The organism is Paenibacillus sp. OT2-17, assembly GCF_009827695.1.
GTDB classification, from domain to species: Bacteria; Bacillota; Bacilli; order Paenibacillales; family Paenibacillaceae; genus Paenibacillus; species Paenibacillus polymyxa_B.
On record NZ_WUDQ01000011.1, the window covers coordinates 21770 to 40863 of the forward strand.

Annotated in this window: 18 protein-coding genes; 13 read left to right on the forward strand and 5 right to left on the reverse strand. The window is 45.3% G+C overall.

Features of this window, described 5'->3' with window-relative positions:
- Positions 1 to 313 precede the first annotated feature (313 nt).
- Positions 314 to 778, reverse strand: coding sequence for an AbrB/MazE/SpoVT family DNA-binding domain-containing protein (locus GRP75_RS05215; RefSeq protein WP_023986953.1), 465 nt, complete (start codon positions 776 to 778; stop codon positions 314 to 316).
- A 349-nt stretch (positions 779 to 1127) separates the two neighbouring features.
- Between GRP75_RS05215 and GRP75_RS05220 the strand changes: the two genes are divergently transcribed.
- Both GRP75_RS05220 and GRP75_RS05225 read left to right on the forward strand, forming a co-directional pair.
- Positions 1128 to 1676: a hypothetical protein gene (locus GRP75_RS05220; protein WP_237448926.1), complete on the forward strand. Its 549-nt coding sequence runs from the start codon at positions 1128 to 1130 to the stop codon at positions 1674 to 1676.
- A 116-nt stretch (positions 1677 to 1792) separates the two neighbouring features.
- Positions 1793 to 2164, forward strand: coding sequence for a MerR family transcriptional regulator (locus GRP75_RS05225; RefSeq protein ID WP_013308707.1), 372 nt, complete (start codon positions 1793 to 1795; stop codon positions 2162 to 2164).
- A gap of 76 nt (positions 2165 to 2240) precedes the next feature.
- Here the strand turns inward: GRP75_RS05225 and GRP75_RS05230 are convergent, their stop codons facing one another.
- On the reverse strand, positions 2241 to 3956 hold the full coding sequence (locus tag GRP75_RS05230) for an oxidoreductase (RefSeq protein WP_080751594.1): 1716 nt from the start codon (positions 3954 to 3956) through the stop codon (positions 2241 to 2243).
- A 242-nt stretch (positions 3957 to 4198) separates the two neighbouring features.
- Here GRP75_RS05230 and GRP75_RS05235 point away from each other — a divergent pair, with 242 nt between their 5' ends.
- The gene (locus tag GRP75_RS05235) at positions 4199 to 4963 is read left to right on the forward strand and encodes a MerR family transcriptional regulator (RefSeq protein WP_160788762.1); all 765 of its coding nucleotides are present in this window, start codon (positions 4199 to 4201) and stop codon (positions 4961 to 4963) included.
- Between the two features lie 98 nt (positions 4964 to 5061).
- Here the strand turns inward: GRP75_RS05235 and GRP75_RS05240 are convergent, their stop codons facing one another.
- Both GRP75_RS05240 and GRP75_RS05245 read right to left on the reverse strand, forming a co-directional pair.
- Positions 5062 to 5538, reverse strand: a complete 477-nt coding sequence (locus GRP75_RS05240; protein WP_023986958.1) for a hypothetical protein — start codon at positions 5536 to 5538, stop codon at positions 5062 to 5064.
- Positions 5539 to 5627: 89 nt separating this feature from the next.
- The gene (locus GRP75_RS05245; protein ID WP_023986959.1) at positions 5628 to 6107 is read right to left on the reverse strand and encodes a GAF domain-containing protein; all 480 of its coding nucleotides are present in this window, start codon (positions 6105 to 6107) and stop codon (positions 5628 to 5630) included.
- Between the two features lie 341 nt (positions 6108 to 6448).
- On the opposite strand from GRP75_RS05245, the gene GRP75_RS05250 reads away from it, so the two are divergent.
- From GRP75_RS05250 to GRP75_RS05285, 8 genes are all read left to right on the forward strand, one after another.
- Positions 6449 to 6754 (forward strand): toll/interleukin-1 receptor domain-containing protein, encoded by a 306-nt coding sequence (locus GRP75_RS05250; protein ID WP_160788763.1) that lies wholly within the window; start codon positions 6449 to 6451, stop codon positions 6752 to 6754.
- Between the two features lie 218 nt (positions 6755 to 6972).
- Positions 6973 to 7569: a GNAT family N-acetyltransferase gene (locus tag GRP75_RS05255; protein WP_160788764.1), complete on the forward strand. Its 597-nt coding sequence runs from the start codon at positions 6973 to 6975 to the stop codon at positions 7567 to 7569.
- Positions 7553 to 8311 (forward strand): energy-coupling factor transporter transmembrane component T family protein, encoded by a 759-nt coding sequence (locus GRP75_RS05260; protein ID WP_053324619.1) that lies wholly within the window; start codon positions 7553 to 7555, stop codon positions 8309 to 8311. Before GRP75_RS05255 ends, GRP75_RS05260 begins: the two co-directional genes overlap by 17 nt.
- A 157-nt stretch (positions 8312 to 8468) precedes the next feature.
- Entirely contained in the window at positions 8469 to 9056 is a 588-nt protein-coding gene (locus GRP75_RS05265) for an ECF transporter S component (RefSeq protein WP_023986963.1), read from the forward strand.
- Between the two features lie 56 nt (positions 9057 to 9112).
- A complete protein-coding gene (locus tag GRP75_RS05270) occupies positions 9113 to 10672 on the forward strand; it encodes an ABC transporter ATP-binding protein (RefSeq protein ID WP_160788765.1) in 1560 nt (519 codons plus the stop codon).
- A 175-nt stretch (positions 10673 to 10847) separates the two neighbouring features.
- On the forward strand, positions 10848 to 12272 hold the full coding sequence (locus GRP75_RS05275) for an MDR family MFS transporter (RefSeq protein ID WP_237448927.1): 1425 nt from the start codon (positions 10848 to 10850) through the stop codon (positions 12270 to 12272).
- A gap of 699 nt (positions 12273 to 12971) precedes the next feature.
- Entirely contained in the window at positions 12972 to 14471 is a 1500-nt protein-coding gene (locus GRP75_RS05280; RefSeq protein ID WP_023986966.1) for a glycoside hydrolase family 68 protein, read from the forward strand.
- Between the two features lie 106 nt (positions 14472 to 14577).
- Positions 14578 to 16170 (forward strand): glycoside hydrolase family 32 protein, encoded by a 1593-nt coding sequence (locus GRP75_RS05285; protein ID WP_160788766.1) that lies wholly within the window; start codon positions 14578 to 14580, stop codon positions 16168 to 16170.
- Positions 16171 to 16345: 175 nt separating this feature from the next.
- On the opposite strand, the gene GRP75_RS05290 is transcribed toward GRP75_RS05285, so the two are convergent.
- Positions 16346 to 16810, reverse strand: coding sequence for a MarR family winged helix-turn-helix transcriptional regulator (locus tag GRP75_RS05290; protein WP_013369372.1), 465 nt, complete (start codon positions 16808 to 16810; stop codon positions 16346 to 16348).
- 290 nt (positions 16811 to 17100) lie between these two features.
- Here GRP75_RS05290 and GRP75_RS05295 point away from each other — a divergent pair, with 290 nt between their 5' ends.
- Together GRP75_RS05295 and GRP75_RS05300 are read left to right on the forward strand one after the other, a co-directional pair.
- A complete protein-coding gene (locus tag GRP75_RS05295; protein WP_160788767.1) occupies positions 17101 to 17535 on the forward strand; it encodes a hypothetical protein in 435 nt (144 codons plus the stop codon).
- Between the two features lie 206 nt (positions 17536 to 17741).
- Entirely contained in the window at positions 17742 to 19079 is a 1338-nt protein-coding gene (locus tag GRP75_RS05300) for an amino acid permease (protein ID WP_160788768.1), read from the forward strand.
- Positions 19080 to 19094 lie beyond the last annotated feature (15 nt).

Here is a 19094-nt window from a genome sequence, read left to right on the forward strand (position 1 = left end):
TTTTGGACGGCTGCCTTTATTAGAAGTGTGCGGTAGTTTACTATAGAAAAATGAATAAATAAATGAAATGACCTTCTCTAATTAAAGAAGGTCATTTTTTAATTCAGGAACCATTATTAAATGTAGCACAGCCTTCTGCTTATAGGCGTTCTCGCTTGCAAGTCATTCACTGGTTCTTTATACCTAGTGTGGAATTTTCGCATGGACGTTCATGCGTTTTGTCGGTTAGCTATGATGCTGCGTATCACGGTTCAAAAGTAGCTACACATGATGAAATCTCTGGTGTATATCTATGTAGGGTATCAAGCTGTAGTTAGAGCATTTTTTTGAGCTGGGATATACGGGCTTGGGAAACCTCAAGTATTTTGGCATATTCGTGCTGTGCTGCATTGGGGTGTTTTTGCATTAATTCTTTTAGACTTTCGATCATCTGTTGTGTCGATCGCCGCAGACGTTTGGACTCTTTATTAGATCGTTGTGAGTTGGATAAAGCTGACTTGGCTGGTCTTAGGATAGGGCTAAAATGTATTCCCTTTTTTAAACTTTCAATACATTCCCCGCAAATAAAGCTGTCTCTAAAATAAGTTAATTGTTCTGTTGAACCACACATTTTACACGTCACCCCAGTATATTTTCGAAAGGCAAGAATACCAGTTTCCTCATCTGCAAAAATCTCAACAGGATCACCCACATTATAATCCATGGAAATTCGCATTTCTTTGGGGATAACGATACGGCCTAACGCATCTAGGGGACGTGTCATACCTGTACTTTTCAAATGATAACCTCCTTTTTTTATATCCTTATAATACTAAATAGTTATGATAAAAAAGAATAGGCTTAGAGAAGCAATCGCATATATTTAGTAAACTGTTGAAAAGTATACAAGTAATTTCCAAAATATGTTTTATTATTGGAGAAAACGTGTTGAGGAGATTATAAAGAATTTCCGATATATATTCATAAAGAATATTCTAGTTGGCAATGAAATTGTTAGTAACACGGGATAAGGAGCTGTGAATTACATATGAGAATATTTCAGTTTTGGAAGAAGAATAAGAAAGCTGTAGTGGCAATCGATTTGGATACTGCTATTCGGTGTGTACGATTGGACGCAGTATAAGGCGGTGCGGATACTAACTCGATTAGCACGTGAAGGTCTTCAGACCGACCAGATTGTGGACGATATTATCAGCCATGTCGACGATTTTCGTTATGAGGCACAGATGCCCACGTTCTATTTTCTGTCTGGACTGACGGGCAATAAGAAGGTTGCTTCGCTGCTGCAAAGGCATTTCCTTGAGAATCTGGAATACGATCCGATTGATGCCTTTGATATTTTCGAGAATTTGTACCGTTGTTCGCCGGATGTTGCCATGAGGCATGCCGATTTTCTCAAAGCAATTGCCCGTGGTGAAGGGTTAGAAGGCCGTTCTCCCTTGCTGGATGGAGCTATAGGGACTACCGATGAGAATGGCAAGCAAGAGTACCACTGGCCCGACGATGAACCTGTCGAGGAGCATCACCAATTACGAGCTGCCATATTTTATTATCGACTGCACCCTCTGGATGAGGAGGTTAATCGGCTGTTGGATCATTGGGAAGTGAACCATCCGGAGGAGAATGTTAGGAGTTATATTGGGAAATTGAGAGAAGAAGGACAGGGAGAGGGCTAGCTTTTCTGCTAGACGAATATAGGAATCTTAATTTTGCACTCTTTACTATGAAAACTTATACTAATCGTTAAAGCTGACTTGAAGAGAAAATAAAAGAATAAGGAGTGGAATTAACCATGTACTCCATTAAAGAAGTTCAAATCAAGAGCGGATTGCCCGCATCCACCCTTCGTTATTATGAAAAAGAAGGCATATTACCTGATGTCGGTCGGGATGAAGGTGGAAGAAGGGTATATACCGAAAAACAAATCGATTGGATTAGATTCCTTATGGCTATGAAAGATACAGGGATGACTATTGAAGAAATTAAGGCATACCTTGAGCTAAATGTAAAAGGAGAAGCTACAATCCAAGAGAGAAGAGATTTTCTTGTAGCCCACAAAAAGAAAGTGGAAGCACATGTGGCACAAACGCAGCACAATTTGGAGAAAATTATTCAAAAGATAGCTTTTTATGATCATGTGGTTATGGGGAAAAGCCTCTCTTAACTAAGCAATTGCTGCAAAGGTAAAAAAGCCAAAGCCGCCTGCTTACATAGTAAACGGCTTTGGAGGTAGCGGGGTACTATATATTTCTAGTAACCTCATAGGCGTCCCAGACAGCATACATAATATTTTGTACTTGCTTGGCATCGCCGATTAAGTAGGACTCGGAAACCTCATTTTGGATGTCTTCATAAAGCGATTGCTGAGGAGTATATCCTACAGCCAGAATCGCTGAATCTGCGTTTAGAATCGTTTCTTCACCATCTTTATTTTGAAGAACGAATTCTTGATCGTTGGCATCGACAATTTTGGCGTTGGTCAGGAGATGGATATCCTTGTATGCAACAAGGTCACGCAGCATATCTTCATTTGCATGGCACAGGGGGCCGCCGACGGTTAAAATATCTTCTTGCATTTCCACCAGCGTTACTTTTTTACCTTGATCAGCAAGCCAAAGTGCAGTTTCGCATCCCACAAGCCCACCTCCGACAATTACGGTGGAAGCACCGGGATCTTTTTTCCCAAGCAAAACTTCTTCTGCGGAATACACCTTAGTAGATGTACCAATGGAGAAGGTTTTGGGAGAGGAGCCGGTAGCAAAAATAACAACATCTGCTGCATATTCATTTACGGTAGTCCGATTAACCTCGGTATTCAATTGGACGTCAACTTTTAAATCCTTTAGCTCCCCTTCATACCAGGTCGCAAGTAAATGATCGTCTTCTTTGAAGTCTGGAATTCCACCCGGGATCAGATTACCTCCCAATCGGTTATTTTTATCGAATAAGGTAACGTGGTGTCCGCGAATAGCAGCTACACGGGCAGCTTCACATCCTGCGGGTCCTCCACCGATCACCAAGACTTTTTTGGACTGATCTGCTTTTCCGAGTGCATAGTCTTTTTCTCTGCCGCAAGCCGGATTAACGGCACATGAAATCGTTGCAAAAGATGCCAATCGACCCATGCAGCCCTCCTGGCAGGAGAGGCAAGGACGAATCTTTTCTATTTTCCCGGCCTTGATTTTGTTGGGGATGTCAGCATCAGCCAACAATGGCCGACCCAGTGCAATCATATCGGTTTTTCCTTCACGTATAGCCTTGCTGGCCAAGTCTGGATTATCCAATCTGCCAGCAGTAATGACAGGTACCTTTAGAATGGTTTTTAAAATTTTGTTATAAGGAAGATAGAGTCCTTTTTCCTGATACATTGGTGGATGTGCCCAATACCATGAATCGTACGAACCAACATCACCATTAAAAGCATCATATCCAGCTTCCTCTAATATTTTGGCCGCTTCAATTCCTTCTTCAATATCCCGTCCCTGTTCCTGAAACTCTTCGCCTGGCAATCCACCCTGACGCCAATCTTTAATAAAGCTTTTGATGCTGTATCGAAGAGATACCGGGAAATCCTGTCCACATTCGGCTTTGATGGCTTGGACGATCTCTATGGCAAATCTTAAGCGGTTTCTCAGATTTCCGCCGTATTGGTCTTTCCGATGGTTAAAGAAAGAAATCGCAAATTGATCCAGTAAATAGCCTTCATGAACCGCATGGATTTCAATACCGTCAAAGCCTGCCTTTTTGGCAATAGCCGCAGATTCCGCAAATTTTCTGACGTAGGTGTGAATTTCATCGATAGTTAGCTCACGACAGATTACATCGGGAAGCCAGCGATGAGGGATAGGAGAGGGAGCGACAGCCGTTTTACCTACAATTGAAGGGATGCTTACCCGTCCAAAGCCTGCGGATAATTGTAGAAATATTTTTGTGCCGTATGCATGAATCCGCTGCAGCTCGTGGGGTTATGTACAACTGGTGTCTTCATGATGGCGACTCGAATTTAATTGTAAATATGCGTGAATATATGAGTCGTCTGATCACGATCTTTAAACAAAAGAATTGATTGTATCCTTGTCACAGGGACGGTTCATCACACGCTTAACGGGTAAAATTGTAGTACCAAGGTGGGCAAGTGGGGTGTTGACTCTCACGCCACGTGAGACACTAGACTGTCAAGCAAGGGAGGTGAAGCGGAATGGCCTATACGGTAAAGGAAGTATCTAATCTGTCGGGAATCAGCGTACGAACTTTGCATTATTATGATGAAATCGGATTGCTGAAACCGCATCATATTGGAAATAATGGATATCGCTATTACGAACATGAACAACTTTTGAGGCTTCAGCAAATCATGGTGTACAGGGAACTGGATTTGCCTTTATCTGAAATTGGAAAGGTGCTGGAGCAAACCAAGGAACAAAAAGCTGAGGTTTTACAGGAGCATCAAGCCAAGGTCGAGGCCAAAGTCTTCCGCTTGCATACTCTCCTACAGACCATCGACGAAACGGTGGCTCATTTGAAAGGGGAACAAGCAATGAAACCAGAGCACATGTACCAAGGGTTTAACCCGGAAAAGCAGGAAATGTACGAACGTGATTTGACAGACCGTTATGGTCAAGAGGCTCAGGAAACAATTCAGGAAAGCAAGACGGCGACAAAGAACTGGAGCAAAGAGGATTATTTGGATTCACAGGCAGAGGCTGATCAGATTCATCGGCAGCTGGCTGAAGCCATGAATAAAGGATTGAAGCATAATAGTGAAGAAGTACAGGCGCTGATCCGCCGTCATCTTCAATGGGTAAGCCGATTCTATACTCCTACAGCAGAAATTTATAGCGGGCTGGGAGACTTGTATGTGGAGCATGAGGATTTCAGTAAAATGTATGAAGGCTATCGCCCCGGACTAGCTGAGTATTTGCGAGACGGGATGAAGGTTCTAGCCAAACGGGAATTAAATTAACAAAGTTTGGAAGAAGGGCTGTAAAAGGTCTGAAAAAGAGGTGAACAACAAGCCAATTCCGATGGCCTGCTGTTCACCCTTTTTGTGTGTAGAGCAGTTTACATGCTGCTTTGTGTCGCTCTCATGCCTTGCTGGCTGTTGTTTCCGTACTGCTGCATGCCACTACCGCTTACATAATGCTGTCCAGTCGTCCCCATGTGTTGCGGGAAGCTGTGATTCATGTGGCTTCCTGCATTATAGGAGGATGGTTGCATACTGCGTGAGGCGTAGCTATCGCCAAATCCGGGCTGAGTCATTTGACTGCTGGAACGGATGGAGTTTTCCAACTGACTACACAGTTGAATAACTTGCTGGTACTGCTGCATAGCCTGCTGGTGATGCTGAATTGCAGTTTGGATCATTTGAGCTGCACTTCGTTCACGTTGCACCAGGCTTTCAAGACTGGATGCATTTTGTTGTTCCTGTTGCAGCAACTGCTGATACATGGCAGTTCCTTGCTGTGTTTGTTGTACCAATTGCTGCATGATTTGTTCACATTGATGAAGTTGTTGTTGTGGAGCCATGTTGTTGTACATGAATCATCAATCTCCTTCGCCGCATAATTTTGGGTTTCAGACCCTCATTTATTGTGGCGAAGGGAGACCATATATATGCACAATTTTGGTTACAAGCTAGACACCAGAATAGCCGTAAATTCCTCTAGGAATACACGATCTTCGTGATCAAAGCGGCCTTTTAGCGGGCTGTCAATGTCCAGCACTCCAATCAGTTCCCCATTCTTGACAAGGGGAATAACAATTTCACTATTGGAAGCAGCGTCACAGGCAATATGTCCTGGAAACGCATGCACATCATCTACAACAAGTGTTCGTTGTTCAGCTGCTGCGGTACCGCATACGCCACGTCCCAATGGAATCCGTATACATGCAGGTAAGCCCTGGAAAGGACCAAGTACAAGCTCAGTGCCATCATAAAGATAGAAACCGCTCCAATTAATATCTGGAAGGAAATGACCAAGTAGTGCTGAAGCATTCGCCAGATTGGCAATGGTATTGGATTCATCATGAATAAGTGCCCGGAGTTGTCCGAGAACCGATTCGAATTGTTCATGACGTGTGCCCTCGTAAGGTATAGTTTGAAACATGTAGAGTTCACGCTCCTAACATTAAATTTTTACATCAACTGTTGTATATATCGTCAAAAATAGGTAATTATGCAATTCGCTTTTACCATTGGTTAATTAATTTAAGATATAACGATTGTATATATTCAGTCAAGTGAAAAATCACTCTGTAACCTTTTGGTATCTCCATACTCTAACCTCTGTACAGAACCATTTTGGGAAGGGGATAAGCTATACGTTTTAGCGGGGCAAACAGTATAGAAAGTAATCCAGCAAGGGTTGCCCTCATCTGTTTCCAGCTTATCCTCTATGGGTAAAAACAGTGTAACATGGTTGGCCTAGGCCAGGGAGGAGTTGCAATTATGCATGCAGATGTTCAGAACTTGTTTATCCGTATACAGATGCTTTCTTATGCACATCAGAACGATCTCACGGTAAGAGATATTCAACCTGCGTTGGAAGAACGCGGTTACCGTGTAGGAGAACGTGAGGTCAAGCAGGAGCTTGAAAACTTGACGCAGGAAAACTTTCTGACACCGCATGATGATATGTTTAGCATTACCGGTGCAGGGATCGATGAATTACAGGAAATTCAGTCGATGCTAGGCGTACTGTACAAGGATGTTGTGAAGAAACCGACTCGCACCACTACCCGAGTCTCTTCTTAAAGGCTTAGACGCTCGATAATTTTGAATCGGAAGACAAGCTCGCACGGTTTAATTTCTTATAATATAGAAGATGCCCTTCTAATTCCTAATCCTAGGAACAGGAGGGCTATTTATATATTTAAGCTTCTCAGCTTTAAATAAGGTTGTGTTTGTTAAAGGTGTATGCTTAAATGTAGCGTATATTTATTGTCATTTTAATGTTGGAAGGATGATTGAACATGTGTGCATATGCATGTAAGGGGCATATACCACCGCTGGAAAGTCCACGTCTTCGGCTACGAAGAATGGAAGGTGGGGATGCGACTACAATGTTCGCTTGCTGGTCTGACCCGGAGGTTCACCGTTATATGAACCTTTCTGGTATGTCAGGACGTGAGGACGCAGAGGATATGATTGAGCTGTTGAATGAGCTGGCGAAGACGGAGGATGCGCTGCGCTGGGGAATAGAACTGAAGGAGAATGGGAAGTTGATTGGAAGCTGTGGTTTTAATTATTGGCAGACGGAGGGAGCTTATAAAGCCGAGATTGGTTATGAGATAGCCAAGCCTTATTGGCGTCAGGGTTACATGACCGAGGCGCTACGCTTGGTGCTGTCATTCGGGTATAACACGATTCGGTTGAATCGGATCGAAGCGCTGGTGGACCCGCGTAATACAGGCTCGCAAGCCCTGCTGTCCTCGATGGGCTGGACACAGGAAGGACTGTTGCGGCAGGTACAGCATACATCTACAGGCTTTAAGGATATGCTGATGTATTCTTTACTGCATGAAGAATGGCTCAGACTGGAGGCACAACGAAATGCTGTTTCAGTATAACGGCGGTTCGTCGCCGCTGCACAGGCTAGGGCCGTTAAGTAAGCTAATATGGGTGGGGTGCTTTAGCCTCCTGTCGATGGCATGGGATTCGACGTTGCGGGAAGCAGCACTCTTGGCTGTACTGATTGCTGTGGCTGGCTTGGGCGCACGTTTGACCTTAGCACGCCAATTTCGGGCTATGTCGTTCCTGATTGGTTTAGGTATCCCGTATTTTATACTGTCTATCCTAGCGATTCGAGAAGGACATACCGTGGCTTCATGGGGACCCATTGTCATTACAGCAGAGGGACTGGATATCGCAGGGGCGTTAACGTTGCGGATTTTTGTGTTGTTTTTGGCATCTTATATCTATCTCTCGACGACCGATCCCCGAGATTTTGTGCAGGCATTGAATCTGCGCTTGCGTGTTCCTTATCGGTTTGCGTTCGGTATTTCAGTGGCACTGACGTTTCTCCCCTTATTGGAAGAAGAAGGGCGAACAATTATGGCAGCACGGCGTGTTCGTGGACAGGAACCACCACGAGGGTGGGGCAATCGGTTATCATGGTGGAGCGGGTATGCGGCTGCCGTGTTGGTGAATGCTGTAAGACGGGTTCAGCAGACGGCGCTGGCTATGGAGGGCAAAGGTTTCGGCGCTTATGCAGAACGGACATATCTTCGTACACTGAACAATGGGCGTGTAGGCAACTTATGTGCTGTGACTGCTGTATTAACTACGGCTGTTTTATGGTGGAGCTTATAAAGTGAAGCCTCTTATTTTTGTTCTTATTGTCAACCCGTAAAATATAATTAGGTTGACAATAAGGCTGCAAATGAATACATTTATACAGTAGCAGCTTGTACAAGGATCAGAGCTGTAATCTTATAGATTAGATAGGGAGAGGAGTCAAGAAATACATATGAAGGAATCTCGTATGTTTGCAAAGTTTACAACGCTGGATATCGTACTCATGGCGATGCTGGCCACGTTGAACGGCGTCATGACCGTGTATTTGTCGCTCATTAACAAAACATTAAACAGTCTGGGAGGGCCTATCGCAACTTCCGCTATTGTCGGGCTGTACATGATATACGGCTTGTTGGCCTATTATATTATTCGTAAGCCGGGTACGGCGGTTATTGCTTATGCATTTGGCGCGGTAGTGCAGTCTTTTATGGGCTCTGCCTATGGAATTGCTTCTATTATCGCGGCGGCTGTCTGCTATATGATTGCGGCTGAGTTGGTATTTGCCTTGTTGCGGTATCGGCGCTGGAACGCAGTTTCGCTGATGCTAGTGGGTGGGGCTATGGTTCCGCTGTGGTTTATTGTCGCAGCCAATATGTTTGGCTATATGCATTGGGGGTGGAAGGTGCTGACGATTGCACTGGTCGTTCGTATCCTGAGCGGCATTGTCCTGTGCGGTCTGCTGACGAAAGTGCTGGGCGATGCCTTAAATCGTACGGGACTGTTAAAACGGTTTGAACTGGGACGCGCTTCACGTGCATAGCCGTGGCTATGCATGTGGTTATATCTTCAACAATGGGGATCGAGGATATTTCAGTTATGATTGAACATAGCGATTATAATTCTAGCCGTAAAATAGCCGTATCCTTGAAGAATTTTGGCTATCGGTATGATGATCAGGTAGAGCCAGCGTTACATGGTCTGACACTGGACATTGCGGTGGGTGAGCATGTAGCCATTGTCGGAGCTAGTGGAAGTGGAAAGTCTACGCTATGTCATCTGCTTCATGGTGGATTGTCCCGTTCCGGTGAGGGCGAACGGACAGGGGAGCTGACCGTGTACGGGATGGACCCCGATATCGCTGATCTGGCTACTGTCGCCACCACTGTTGGCGTCGTGCTTCAGGACCCGGATGCCCAGCTGGTGCAGGGAATCGTCGAAGATGAGATTGCTTTTGGGCCGGAGAACCTGCGCGTGCCTCCGGCAGAAATAGCGCAGCGCATTGCTGCTGCGCTGGAGGCCGTCGGCCTAGCTCCCGAGCGCGACTCCTTCGTGCGGCGCCTCTCGGGAGGCCAGCGCCAACGCACCGCGATTGCTGCGGTACTGGCGTTGGAAGCGCCGCTGGTCGTGTTCGACGACGCAGCTGCGCAGTTGGACCCGCCGGCTGTATGCGACTTCGTAGAGTTATGTCGGCGGCTCCATGCGGCAGGCCGGACGGTGGTTACCGCGTCCGGCCGCATAGACGATGGCGTGCGGGCAGCGCAGCGCGTCATCGTCTTGAAGGGCGGGACTGTACAACTACAGGGTCCGCCCGAAACGCTGCTGCGCGAACATGGTGCGCAGCTGGTCGCCTTGGGGCTGCTCCCCTCTCCCGCAGGGAGGGGAGACATGCCGCGTGAGCCGGAGGTGAATCCCGGCTCAGCGGCGGACCGCGCTGGGCAGCCGTTGTTGGAGGTGAAGGGATTGACCTTCACCTATCCCGGTAGCCAGCGGGCAGCGCTAAAGGGCGTGAGCCTAGCTCTTGCGCCCGGTGAACGAGCCGTGTTGCTGGGTGAGAACGGCTCGGGTAAAACCACGCTCGGCAAGTTGCTCATGGGCCTGCTCCCAGCACCGAAGGGGTGCATGCGGTGGGAGGGGCAGGATATGGCGAAGCTGCCCATTCACCAGCTGGCTGCCGGAATCGGCTATGTGTTCCAGCAGCCAGAGCACCAGTTTGCAGCTGCAACGGTGTGGGAGGAGTGTTTATACAGCGTGCGCGCCAAGCTTGGTTTACGGACCGGGGAGCCGGTTCCCGCCGCATATGTGGAACGGGCGCAGCGCTTACTGGCCGCCGCCAGGCTGGAGCACAGACTGGATGCCTCCCCGTACCTACTAAGTGGAGGCGAAAAAAGACTGTTGAGCGTTGCGGCACAGTTCATCTTGCCCAAAAAGCTATACATTCTGGATGAGCCTACCGCAGGAACGGATTACGAAGGGGCGAGAATTCTGCTCCGTATGTGCACAGAGCAGTCTGCCGAAGGTGCGGCTTTTCTGGTCATCACCCACGATATGCAGGTGGCTGAAAGCTTTGCCAGCGATGTTCTGTGCATGGAAGAGGGTCATCTCTATAAAGTGGAAAATAGTGAGATTTATCATACGATTACAGTTGACAAAAATTAACGACATGTAGACAATAATATATATACATCGTACAAAACAGGCGGCCTATATAGGCCGCCTGTTTACGATTATGCAGTGCGGGTAATAATCCAATCTGGAAAGGCAAACCGCACACAGATACAACACAGTTTTTATAAGGGAAGGATTTGTGATTTGCTTGGCAAACGATAAACCCATGAAGCGCGGACTCGTGCTGACAGGTGTTCTATTGGCCACTTTTCTGGCCGCAATTGAAGGAACGGTTATCGGTCCGGCGGGACCGACGATTGTTAGCGAGCTGGGCAGCGTGAATTTGCTCAGTTGGATTTTTACGGCATATTTGCTGACTATGGCTGTGACCACACCCATTTTTGGCAAGCTTAGCGATTTGTTTGGCCGAAAACCCATATTTTTAATCGGCTGTTCGTTGTTTGTACTTGGCTCTTTGCTTTGTATGCTGGCTGGTAGTATGGAGCAACTTATTATCTACCGGGCCATTCAGGGTATTGGTGCGGGTGGTGTCATTCCCGTTACTTTTACCATCATCGGTGATATATACAAAATGGAGGAACGCGGCAAAGTCCAAGGCATGATTAGCTCCGTATGGGGGATTTCTTCCCTGATCGGGCCTCTCTTGGGTGGTTATGTGGTTACCTATTTTGGCTGGGAGTGGATTTTCGGTTTTAACGTTCCCTTTGGATTGCTGGCTATGTTCTTCATCGCCCGTTACTTGCGGGAACAGGTAAGCAAGCGTACTGCGCGTATCGACGTGCCGGGAGCGGTTACCTTTACCATCGGGATGACAGCCCTCTTGCTCGTATTGGCACTGGGCGGGCAGTATATCGGCTGGGCTTCTCCTGAATTGTTGGCCTTGGCTGCCGTAGCCATTTTGTTCCTGATTCTGTTTTTGGTTATCGAAAAACGCGCTCAGGAACCGATGGTGCCACTAAAGCTATTTCGGATACGGGATATCGCTTTTTCCTGTGCCGCAGCACTGTTAGTCAGCACCCTGCTGATCGGACTGACTAGCTATCTTCCACTATGGATTCAAGGTGTACACGGTGGAGATGCCGCTTCATCTGGTCTCGCGCTGGCTCCAATGTCCGTAGGCTGGCTATTTGGCTCCATGATCGGAGGACGCATTTTGCTGACCCTGGGCTCACGTCGAACCTCTTTGATTGGGCTGACCCTGATTGCTTTGGGGGCTTTCGTCATGACCTTGATGGGCCAAACGGCTCCGATCTGGCTGCTGTTCCTGTCTACATTGTTGTATGGACTGGGGTTTGGCTTCTCGATGACTGTGTTTACGATTATTGCCCAGTCCTCGGTCGGGTTCCAGTTGCGTGGCGCGTCTACAGCTTTGAATACATTCCTGCGCACGTTGGGGCAAACGATCGGGGTTGCAGCCTTCGGTTCATGGCTGAATTATCGCATTGCTGCCCAGACAGCAGACGGACAGCTTACACAGCAAGGGGTAACGCAGGAGGATATTAACGGTCTGCTTGCACCTCATGCTTCACAGAGTCTAAGTGACAAGGTTGCTGGATTACTTCGTTCTGTATTGGAAAACAGTCTGCATTCTCTGTTCGTTATCATGGTCGTTATTGCAGTTATTAGCTAGTTTGTCGTCCTCGGACTGCGGAACCGTCCGCCGGGCACTGAAGAAGAGGCAGATCAGCGCGTAAAGACACCACAAAGAGAACATGCATAAAAAATAATATAAATCTTTCATGATAAAGAGACAGTCCGCTACACCAAATAAGGGTCCGGGCTGTCTCTTTATGCAATGGTCTCTCCTCCTACTGATTCAGCAAAATAGCCACCTCGTATAGGACCGATAAATTCCCCAGTATACAAAAAGGAGATAAAAACCCCCTTGAGTTGCTATATATTCATAGGGTATAGGTAACAAAATGGTAAAAAAGTCTTAAGAAATTGTAACAAAAAATATGTTTCTGAATTGAGCTGTAGGGTACTAAGGAACCATTTTTTTGAACCCGCTTACAAATCGGGCTTTGTATGATTTATTTTAGAACGATTTTGCATGTGAATGAAGCAACCAACCTAGCAAAATGGGACACGGAAAAAAATCAAGTAGCAAATTATTCTGAATGTAATAGGAATGAAAAAAAAGGAATTTTCAGAAAATTACTAGGAAAATATGAGGATGAAATTCATAAAGGAACCTGTTTTCTTACCTCACATAATAGGGCTTTTCAGTCTATATCAATCGTTTGACATACCATATAAAATGGCCCTACCAACCAAAAAGTTGGGTATCAAATCTAGAAGCACAATTAGATTAAGGGAGATGGAGTACTTGAAGTTTAACAAATGGTTCAGTAAAGCAGCCACTGCAACAGTAGCAACTACCTTGCTGTTAGGAGGCGGCGTTCAGGCTTTTGCCGAGGAAAATGATGCATCTGATCTCAAAACAGACAATGCATTTACCCAAATTACGCGTAATGACATGCTGAATATTTTCAAACAGCAAGGCAAAGAAAAATATGAGGTTCCGTCCTTTGATGCCTCTACAATTAAGAATATTCCTTCTGCTATTGGTCGCGACAGCTCAGGCAAGCTAATTGATTTCGATGTCTGGGACTCTTGGCCGTTACAAAATGCCGATGGCACAGTAGCCAATTACAAAGGGTATAATATCGTTTTTGGATTGGCAGGCGATCCTAAAAGAGGCGAGGATACATTCATATACCTGTTCTATCAAAAAGCGGGCAATACTTCACTGAGCGGCTGGAAAAATGCCGGCAGAGTATTTAAAGACAATGATAAATTGCTTGCCAACGATCCGATTCTAAAAAATCAGTCAGAAGAATGGTCAGGTTCAGCTACCTTAACCTCTGATGGACAAGTACGTTTATTTTATACCAGCAGACAGCCCTATGATCCGAATAACAAATTATACGGCAAGCAAACCTTGAGCACGGCTCAAATTAATGTCTCTCAGCCTGATGATAAGACACTGAAAGTAGATGGAGTCGAGGATTTGAAATCGATCTATGACGGTGGAGATGGGAAAACCTATCAAAATGTGCAGCAAAGCGTCGGAGTGGATATGGATAACCATACGTTTAGAGACCCTCACTATGTCGAGGATCAAGGCCACAAATATATTATATTTGAAGCCAATACAGGGACAGAGACAGGCTACCAAGGCGAAGATTCGCTTCAAAACTCAGCTTATTATGGCGGCAATAAGAAATTCTTCAGGGAAGAGCTTTCTAATCTGCAGCAAAGTCCTAAGAAAAAAGGAGCTGAGCTGGCGAACGGCGCACTGGGCATCGTTGAATTGAATGATGATTATACGTTGAAAAATGTAATGCCTCCTTTGATTGCTTCCAATCTGGTAACAGATGAAATTGAACGGGCGAATGTGTTCAAAATGAACGGTTTGTGGTATTTATTTACGAGTACAAGAGGTTCCAAGGTGACTGTAGATGCGATCGGAGACGATGATATTTACATGCTGGGTTATGTTTCTACTTCCTTGACAGGGCCTTATAAACCGTTGAATGGAACCGGTCTCGTTCTTCATCAGGATCTGGATCGTGATGATATTACCTGGACGTATGCCCATTTTGCTATCCCGCAAGGCAAAGGCAATAACGTAGTCGTTTCGAGTTATATGACTAATCGAGGGCTTTTCCCGGATCACAAATCTACTTTCGCGCCAAGCTTCCTGCTGAATATTAAAGGCTCGAAAACGTCTGTTGTGAAAAACGGTATTTTGGAGCAAGGGCAAATCACGGTTGATCCAACGAATGACAAAAAAGAATCTCCAAATGAGTATGGGAAGAAATAAGTAGGTATATGCAGTATGTCCGAAGGCGGCGGTTTGGTAGCTTACCGATCTGCCGTCCGTCGGACGATACATAACAATGCAATGAGAGGTAAGGAGGATCGTCATAATGAGAAAAAAAGCTCCCAAGAGCATTTGGATACGATCCGTTGTAATCATCACAGGCTTAACTATATTTATAGCTATGGGTTGGAGTATGTACCAACAGGATACAGCCGAACCCCCAAAATCTGCTGCAACTCCAAAAAATCAAGCGAATCAAAGTAAGCAAAAAACACCGACCTACCGGTCAGCCTATCATTTTACCGTTCCGGATAAGTGGAAGAATGATCCTCAACGGCCTATTTATTTTGATGGAAAATATCATTATTACTATTTGTATAATCGTGACTATCCCAAAAAGAACGGTACAGAATGGCGACATGCCACATCAACCGACCTGGTACATTGGAAAGATGAAGGGGTGGCGATTCCAAAATATACGAACCCAAATGGAGATCCTTGGTCCGGTTCGGTCGTGATCGATGTTAATAATACCGCGGGTTTTGGAAAAGGCACTCTAGTAGCCATTGTGACGCAGCCCTCCGCAGATGGCGGAAAGCAGGAACAATTTTTGTGGTACAGTAAGGACAAAGGCAAGACGTTTACTTCTTACCGCAACAAGCCTGTGATGTCCAACCCCGGTACAAAGGACTTCAGAGATCCCAAAATCATCCGAGATACTCAACGTAATCAATGGGTGATGGTCATGGCAGAGGGAACAAAGATTGGCTTTTATGAGTCTGATAATTTAAAGAATTGGCGGTATACGAGCGGCTTTCAAACGGAAAATATCGGACTTGTGGAATGTCCTGACCTTTACCGGATGCGGGCGGATGATGGAACCTATCAATGGATTCTAGGCGTGAGCGCCAATAGCAAATCAACAGGCGGACCCAACACGTATGCCTACTGGACGGGAGATTTTAATGGAGAAGCATTTCTCCCTGATCACAGTGTACCTGAGTGGCTGGATTATGGGTTTGACTGGTATGGTGCAGTTACGTTCGAGGAAGGAAAAGACAAAGATAAATATAGTCACCGTTATGCTCTGGCCTGGATGAACAATTGGGATTATGCCAATAACACGCCTACCCTAAAGGAAGGCTTTAATGGAATGGATTCAATTGTTCGCCAAATTCGACTGAAACATACGGCAGATGCTGGATATCGTTTGGTTTCACAGCCGGTACCCAATTTGGAGCGATTCCAAACATCCAAAAAATCATTAGGAACGATTAAAGTAGAGGGTGCTCACCGGCTTCCGGTAGCAGGCGATGCCTATCAGCTAGAGACGGATGTATCTTGGTCCACGATTAAAAATGTAGGATTGAGGCTTCGAGAGTCGACGGATGGCAAGCGTCATGTCGATGTGGGTGTCTCAGTGGACGGTCAATACTCTTACGTAAACAGAGCGAACACGGGGCAGCCGGATCAGAGTGGAAAATATGTAGAGAGCAAGGCGCCATTTGATCCCGATAAGAAAAAGGTACACCTGAACATTCTCGTCGATAAAACCAGTATTGAAGTGTTTGTCGATGGTGGAGAAGTAGCTTATTCCTCTTTAATATTTCCACGGTTAGAGGATCAGAAAATCACTCTGTTTTCCGATGGCGGTCCAGCAATTTTTAATAATGTAGTGGTCAAACACTTTAGTCGATAGTAGGTACTTATGCTGCTCGTAAGCTTGGGCATATTTCGCTCTATTCAGGTATATGAAAAGTCCACCCATGAATATAAGGGTGGACTTTTTTGTGTAAATCTAAATTTTCGTTTAGCACAGCTATAAGATTGTTCGTTTATTCACAAACGATCAGTTGCTAAAATTACTATTCGTTCTATTTGTGATAAGGTGACAGGTTATCAGCGCTACGGCCCAATTTTTTGAGCAAGCCGATGAGTTGATCTCTTTCGGTTTCACTGATTCCGCTAAAGGCACGTTCAATCTGACGTGTATAATCAGGATAAATTTCGTCCATGACACGTTGTCCTTCGTCCGTCAATTCTGCATATATAATCCGACGATCTTGGTCGCACGGGTGACGGTGCAAATAACCGCGGCTCTCCAGCTTGTCAATAACATAAGTGACATTTCCGCTTTGCAGAAGCAGCTTTGCTCCAATTTGTTGGATTGGCTGCGCGCCCTTGTGATATAAAACTTCCATCACGGCGAAGGCCGTTGGGTTGAAGCCCACCGTTTTGATGCCAGCAACCGCATGTTCGTTTACACTTTTGAATGACTTGGCAAACACGCTATACAAATGCATGGATTGCTGTGTCACCAATGTTCGGTAATCTATCATCTTCATTCCGCCTTTATGTATGGATTTGGGCATCCTTTGACCGCTCGGCTCGGATGACCGGGCAACCATACCCTTGTTACTAGCATAAAGGGATTTACGTAGCGAAAACATGCGATTTGTCACAGTAGCTGCTTTTTTAACTATTTAATTTCAAAGCTTTAAAGTAAATTTTTGAAAAATAAAGGTTTTGAATGTAAAAATACTGTTCCGGTTGGTTATATTAAAAATAACATACCTAACCTAATGAACCCCAATTAACAAAATAAGCTACTTCAGAGGAGATGAAACACATGGATACGGGTTCTTTCCGTTTTCAATTTCGTGATCCGCAGCAAGCCACCCAAGCCTGTGAAACATTAAAGGAAATTGGATACTCCGCCAGCACAAATGGTGACACAGGTCTCAGTGTTCATATTGAGAACCAGGATGTGTTGTCTGCATTGGAGATTTGCCAAGCCTATGAAGGAAGTATGATTGAGGTAGGAACTCTTTTCTCTAGACCGGATGCAATTCCCGATCTGCAAGGAAATGTCGGTGTACAAAATCCAGGTTATAGCCCGGAGGACTGGATTATCCCGGCGCACACGATCAACGAGGATTGGAGTGAAGCGTATAAAAACGGTTCCTCTCGAACGTACAGCAACACAACTGTGGAGCACAACGTCAGCTCTGATCAACAACCGGAAGACGAAGTGGATGGATTTTCTGGAAGCATCCATATTTGACCCAAATGATGACGCTATGTCGATTAGGCGGTTGTTTATGTTCCAAATGTTTTGTGAAGTAAAAAGCACCAGTAAACCTTGAGCGGGTTAGCTGGTGCTTTTTTATTGATAAAGAAGAGTCATTCATTCACATGAAATATATTGGAGAGGGCAATCTAAATAATGGAGAGATCTGTCCCAAAATCTAGGAGTAGGGTGATTTTTTAATGGACAAACCGTCTGATATGCAAAAGGAACAAAAACTAAAATGGTGGCAACTTAGCTTGTTAGGAGTTGCAGGTACTATCGGTACAGGATATTTTCTGGGGTCCGGCTTAGCGATTTCTATTGGCGGTCCAGCCGTACTGATTGCGTACTTTTTGGCAGCGGTTGGAACATATGTAGTGTTTGATGCTCTTTCGCGAATGACGGCAGATCATCCTGAACAGGGTTCCTTCCGTTCCTATGCCCAAAAAGCATTTGGAAGTTGGGCAGGATTCGGCTGTGGCTGGGTATATTGGTTTTCGGAACTCCTTATTAATGGGAGCCAGTTAACTGCGTTATCTATATTCTCACGTTTTTGGTTTCCTCAGGTACCGATGTGGATCTTTGCGGCAGGCTTCGGGATTTTAGGGCTTGTGATTGTTTTTTTTGGCAATAAGGGTTTTGATCGAGTTGAAAATGTATTGGCCATCATTAAGATGGCAGCTATTGTTATGTTTCTGGTCTTGGCCGTTGCTCTTTTGGCAGGCTGGATCGGAGGAGGAAAATATAATCCAAAGCTCCCCATCAGTTACAAAGAGTTTTTCCCTACCGGCGGTATAGGATTGTGGTCATCTTTTATTTTTGCCTTTTATGCATACGGAGGTATTGAAGTGCTCGGAATTATGTCAAATCGGCTTCAAAAACCGGAGGATGCACCTAAAGCAGGAAAAGTAATGCTGGTTACACTGGTTGCAGTGTATGTGCTTTCGATTGGTCTGGCTGTGTCTATGGTGCCATTAAGTGCCTTTAACCCCAAAGAAAGTCCTTTTGTGCTTGCGCTCAGCAGCGATCATCTGGTTTTTATGCCTCATTTATTTAATGGAGTGCTTATTATTGCAGGGTTCTCAACAATGACAGCATCCCTATATGCAGAGACATCTATGATGATTACACTCGCACAGGAAGGAGATGCACCCACATTATTTTCACGGAAGTGGAAGGGTAAATATCCTCTATATGCACTTAGTTTGATCTCCGTTGGATTAATCTCAGCCATCGTAATGTCGTTGCTACTACCGGGAAAAGTATATGAATATATCACTACTGCAGCGGGTTTAATGCTGTTGTATAATTGGTGCTTTATTTTGCTGTCTTCAGGTAAGCTACTGGAATCGAGTAGATCAAACCATATTAAACGTTGGATTGGATTATTGTTGATAGCTATGGCTGTGGTTGGATCATTTTTTCATAAGCTTAGCCGCCCGGGAGTTTACATCAGCTTATTGCTTGTCTTGTTAATTGCAATATGTGACCTTATCGTACAATGGATTCGCCGAAAACATACGAAGGTATCTCGGTAATTTTGCCAAGAAGCC

Bases quoted from the DNA above. Each gene is read 5' to 3' on its own strand.
- GRP75_RS05225 (WP_013308707.1), top strand. From the start codon at position 1,793: ATGTACTCCATTAAAGAAGTTCAAATCAAGAGCGGATTGCCCGCATCC.
- GRP75_RS05235 (WP_160788762.1), top strand. From the start codon at position 4,199: ATGGCCTATACGGTAAAGGAAGTATCTAATCTGTCGGGAATCAGCGTA.
- GRP75_RS05240 (WP_023986958.1), bottom strand. From the start codon at position 5,538: ATGTACAACAACATGGCTCCACAACAACAACTTCATCAATGTGAACAA.
- GRP75_RS05245 (WP_023986959.1), bottom strand. From the start codon at position 6,107: ATGTTTCAAACTATACCTTACGAGGGCACACGTCATGAACAATTCGAA.
- GRP75_RS05250 (WP_160788763.1), top strand. From the start codon at position 6,449: ATGCATGCAGATGTTCAGAACTTGTTTATCCGTATACAGATGCTTTCT.
- GRP75_RS05255 (WP_160788764.1), top strand. From the start codon at position 6,973: ATGTGTGCATATGCATGTAAGGGGCATATACCACCGCTGGAAAGTCCA.
- GRP75_RS05260 (WP_053324619.1), top strand. From the start codon at position 7,553: ATGCTGTTTCAGTATAACGGCGGTTCGTCGCCGCTGCACAGGCTAGGG.
- GRP75_RS05265 (WP_023986963.1), top strand. From the start codon at position 8,469: ATGAAGGAATCTCGTATGTTTGCAAAGTTTACAACGCTGGATATCGTA.
- GRP75_RS05270 (WP_160788765.1), top strand. From the start codon at position 9,113: ATGATTGAACATAGCGATTATAATTCTAGCCGTAAAATAGCCGTATCC.
- GRP75_RS05275 (WP_237448927.1), top strand. From the start codon at position 10,848: ATGAAGCGCGGACTCGTGCTGACAGGTGTTCTATTGGCCACTTTTCTG.
- GRP75_RS05285 (WP_160788766.1), top strand. From the start codon at position 14,578: ATGAGAAAAAAAGCTCCCAAGAGCATTTGGATACGATCCGTTGTAATC.
- GRP75_RS05290 (WP_013369372.1), bottom strand. From the start codon at position 16,810: ATGATAGATTACCGAACATTGGTGACACAGCAATCCATGCATTTGTAT.
- GRP75_RS05295 (WP_160788767.1), top strand. From the start codon at position 17,101: ATGGATACGGGTTCTTTCCGTTTTCAATTTCGTGATCCGCAGCAAGCC.
- GRP75_RS05300 (WP_160788768.1), top strand. From the start codon at position 17,742: ATGGACAAACCGTCTGATATGCAAAAGGAACAAAAACTAAAATGGTGG.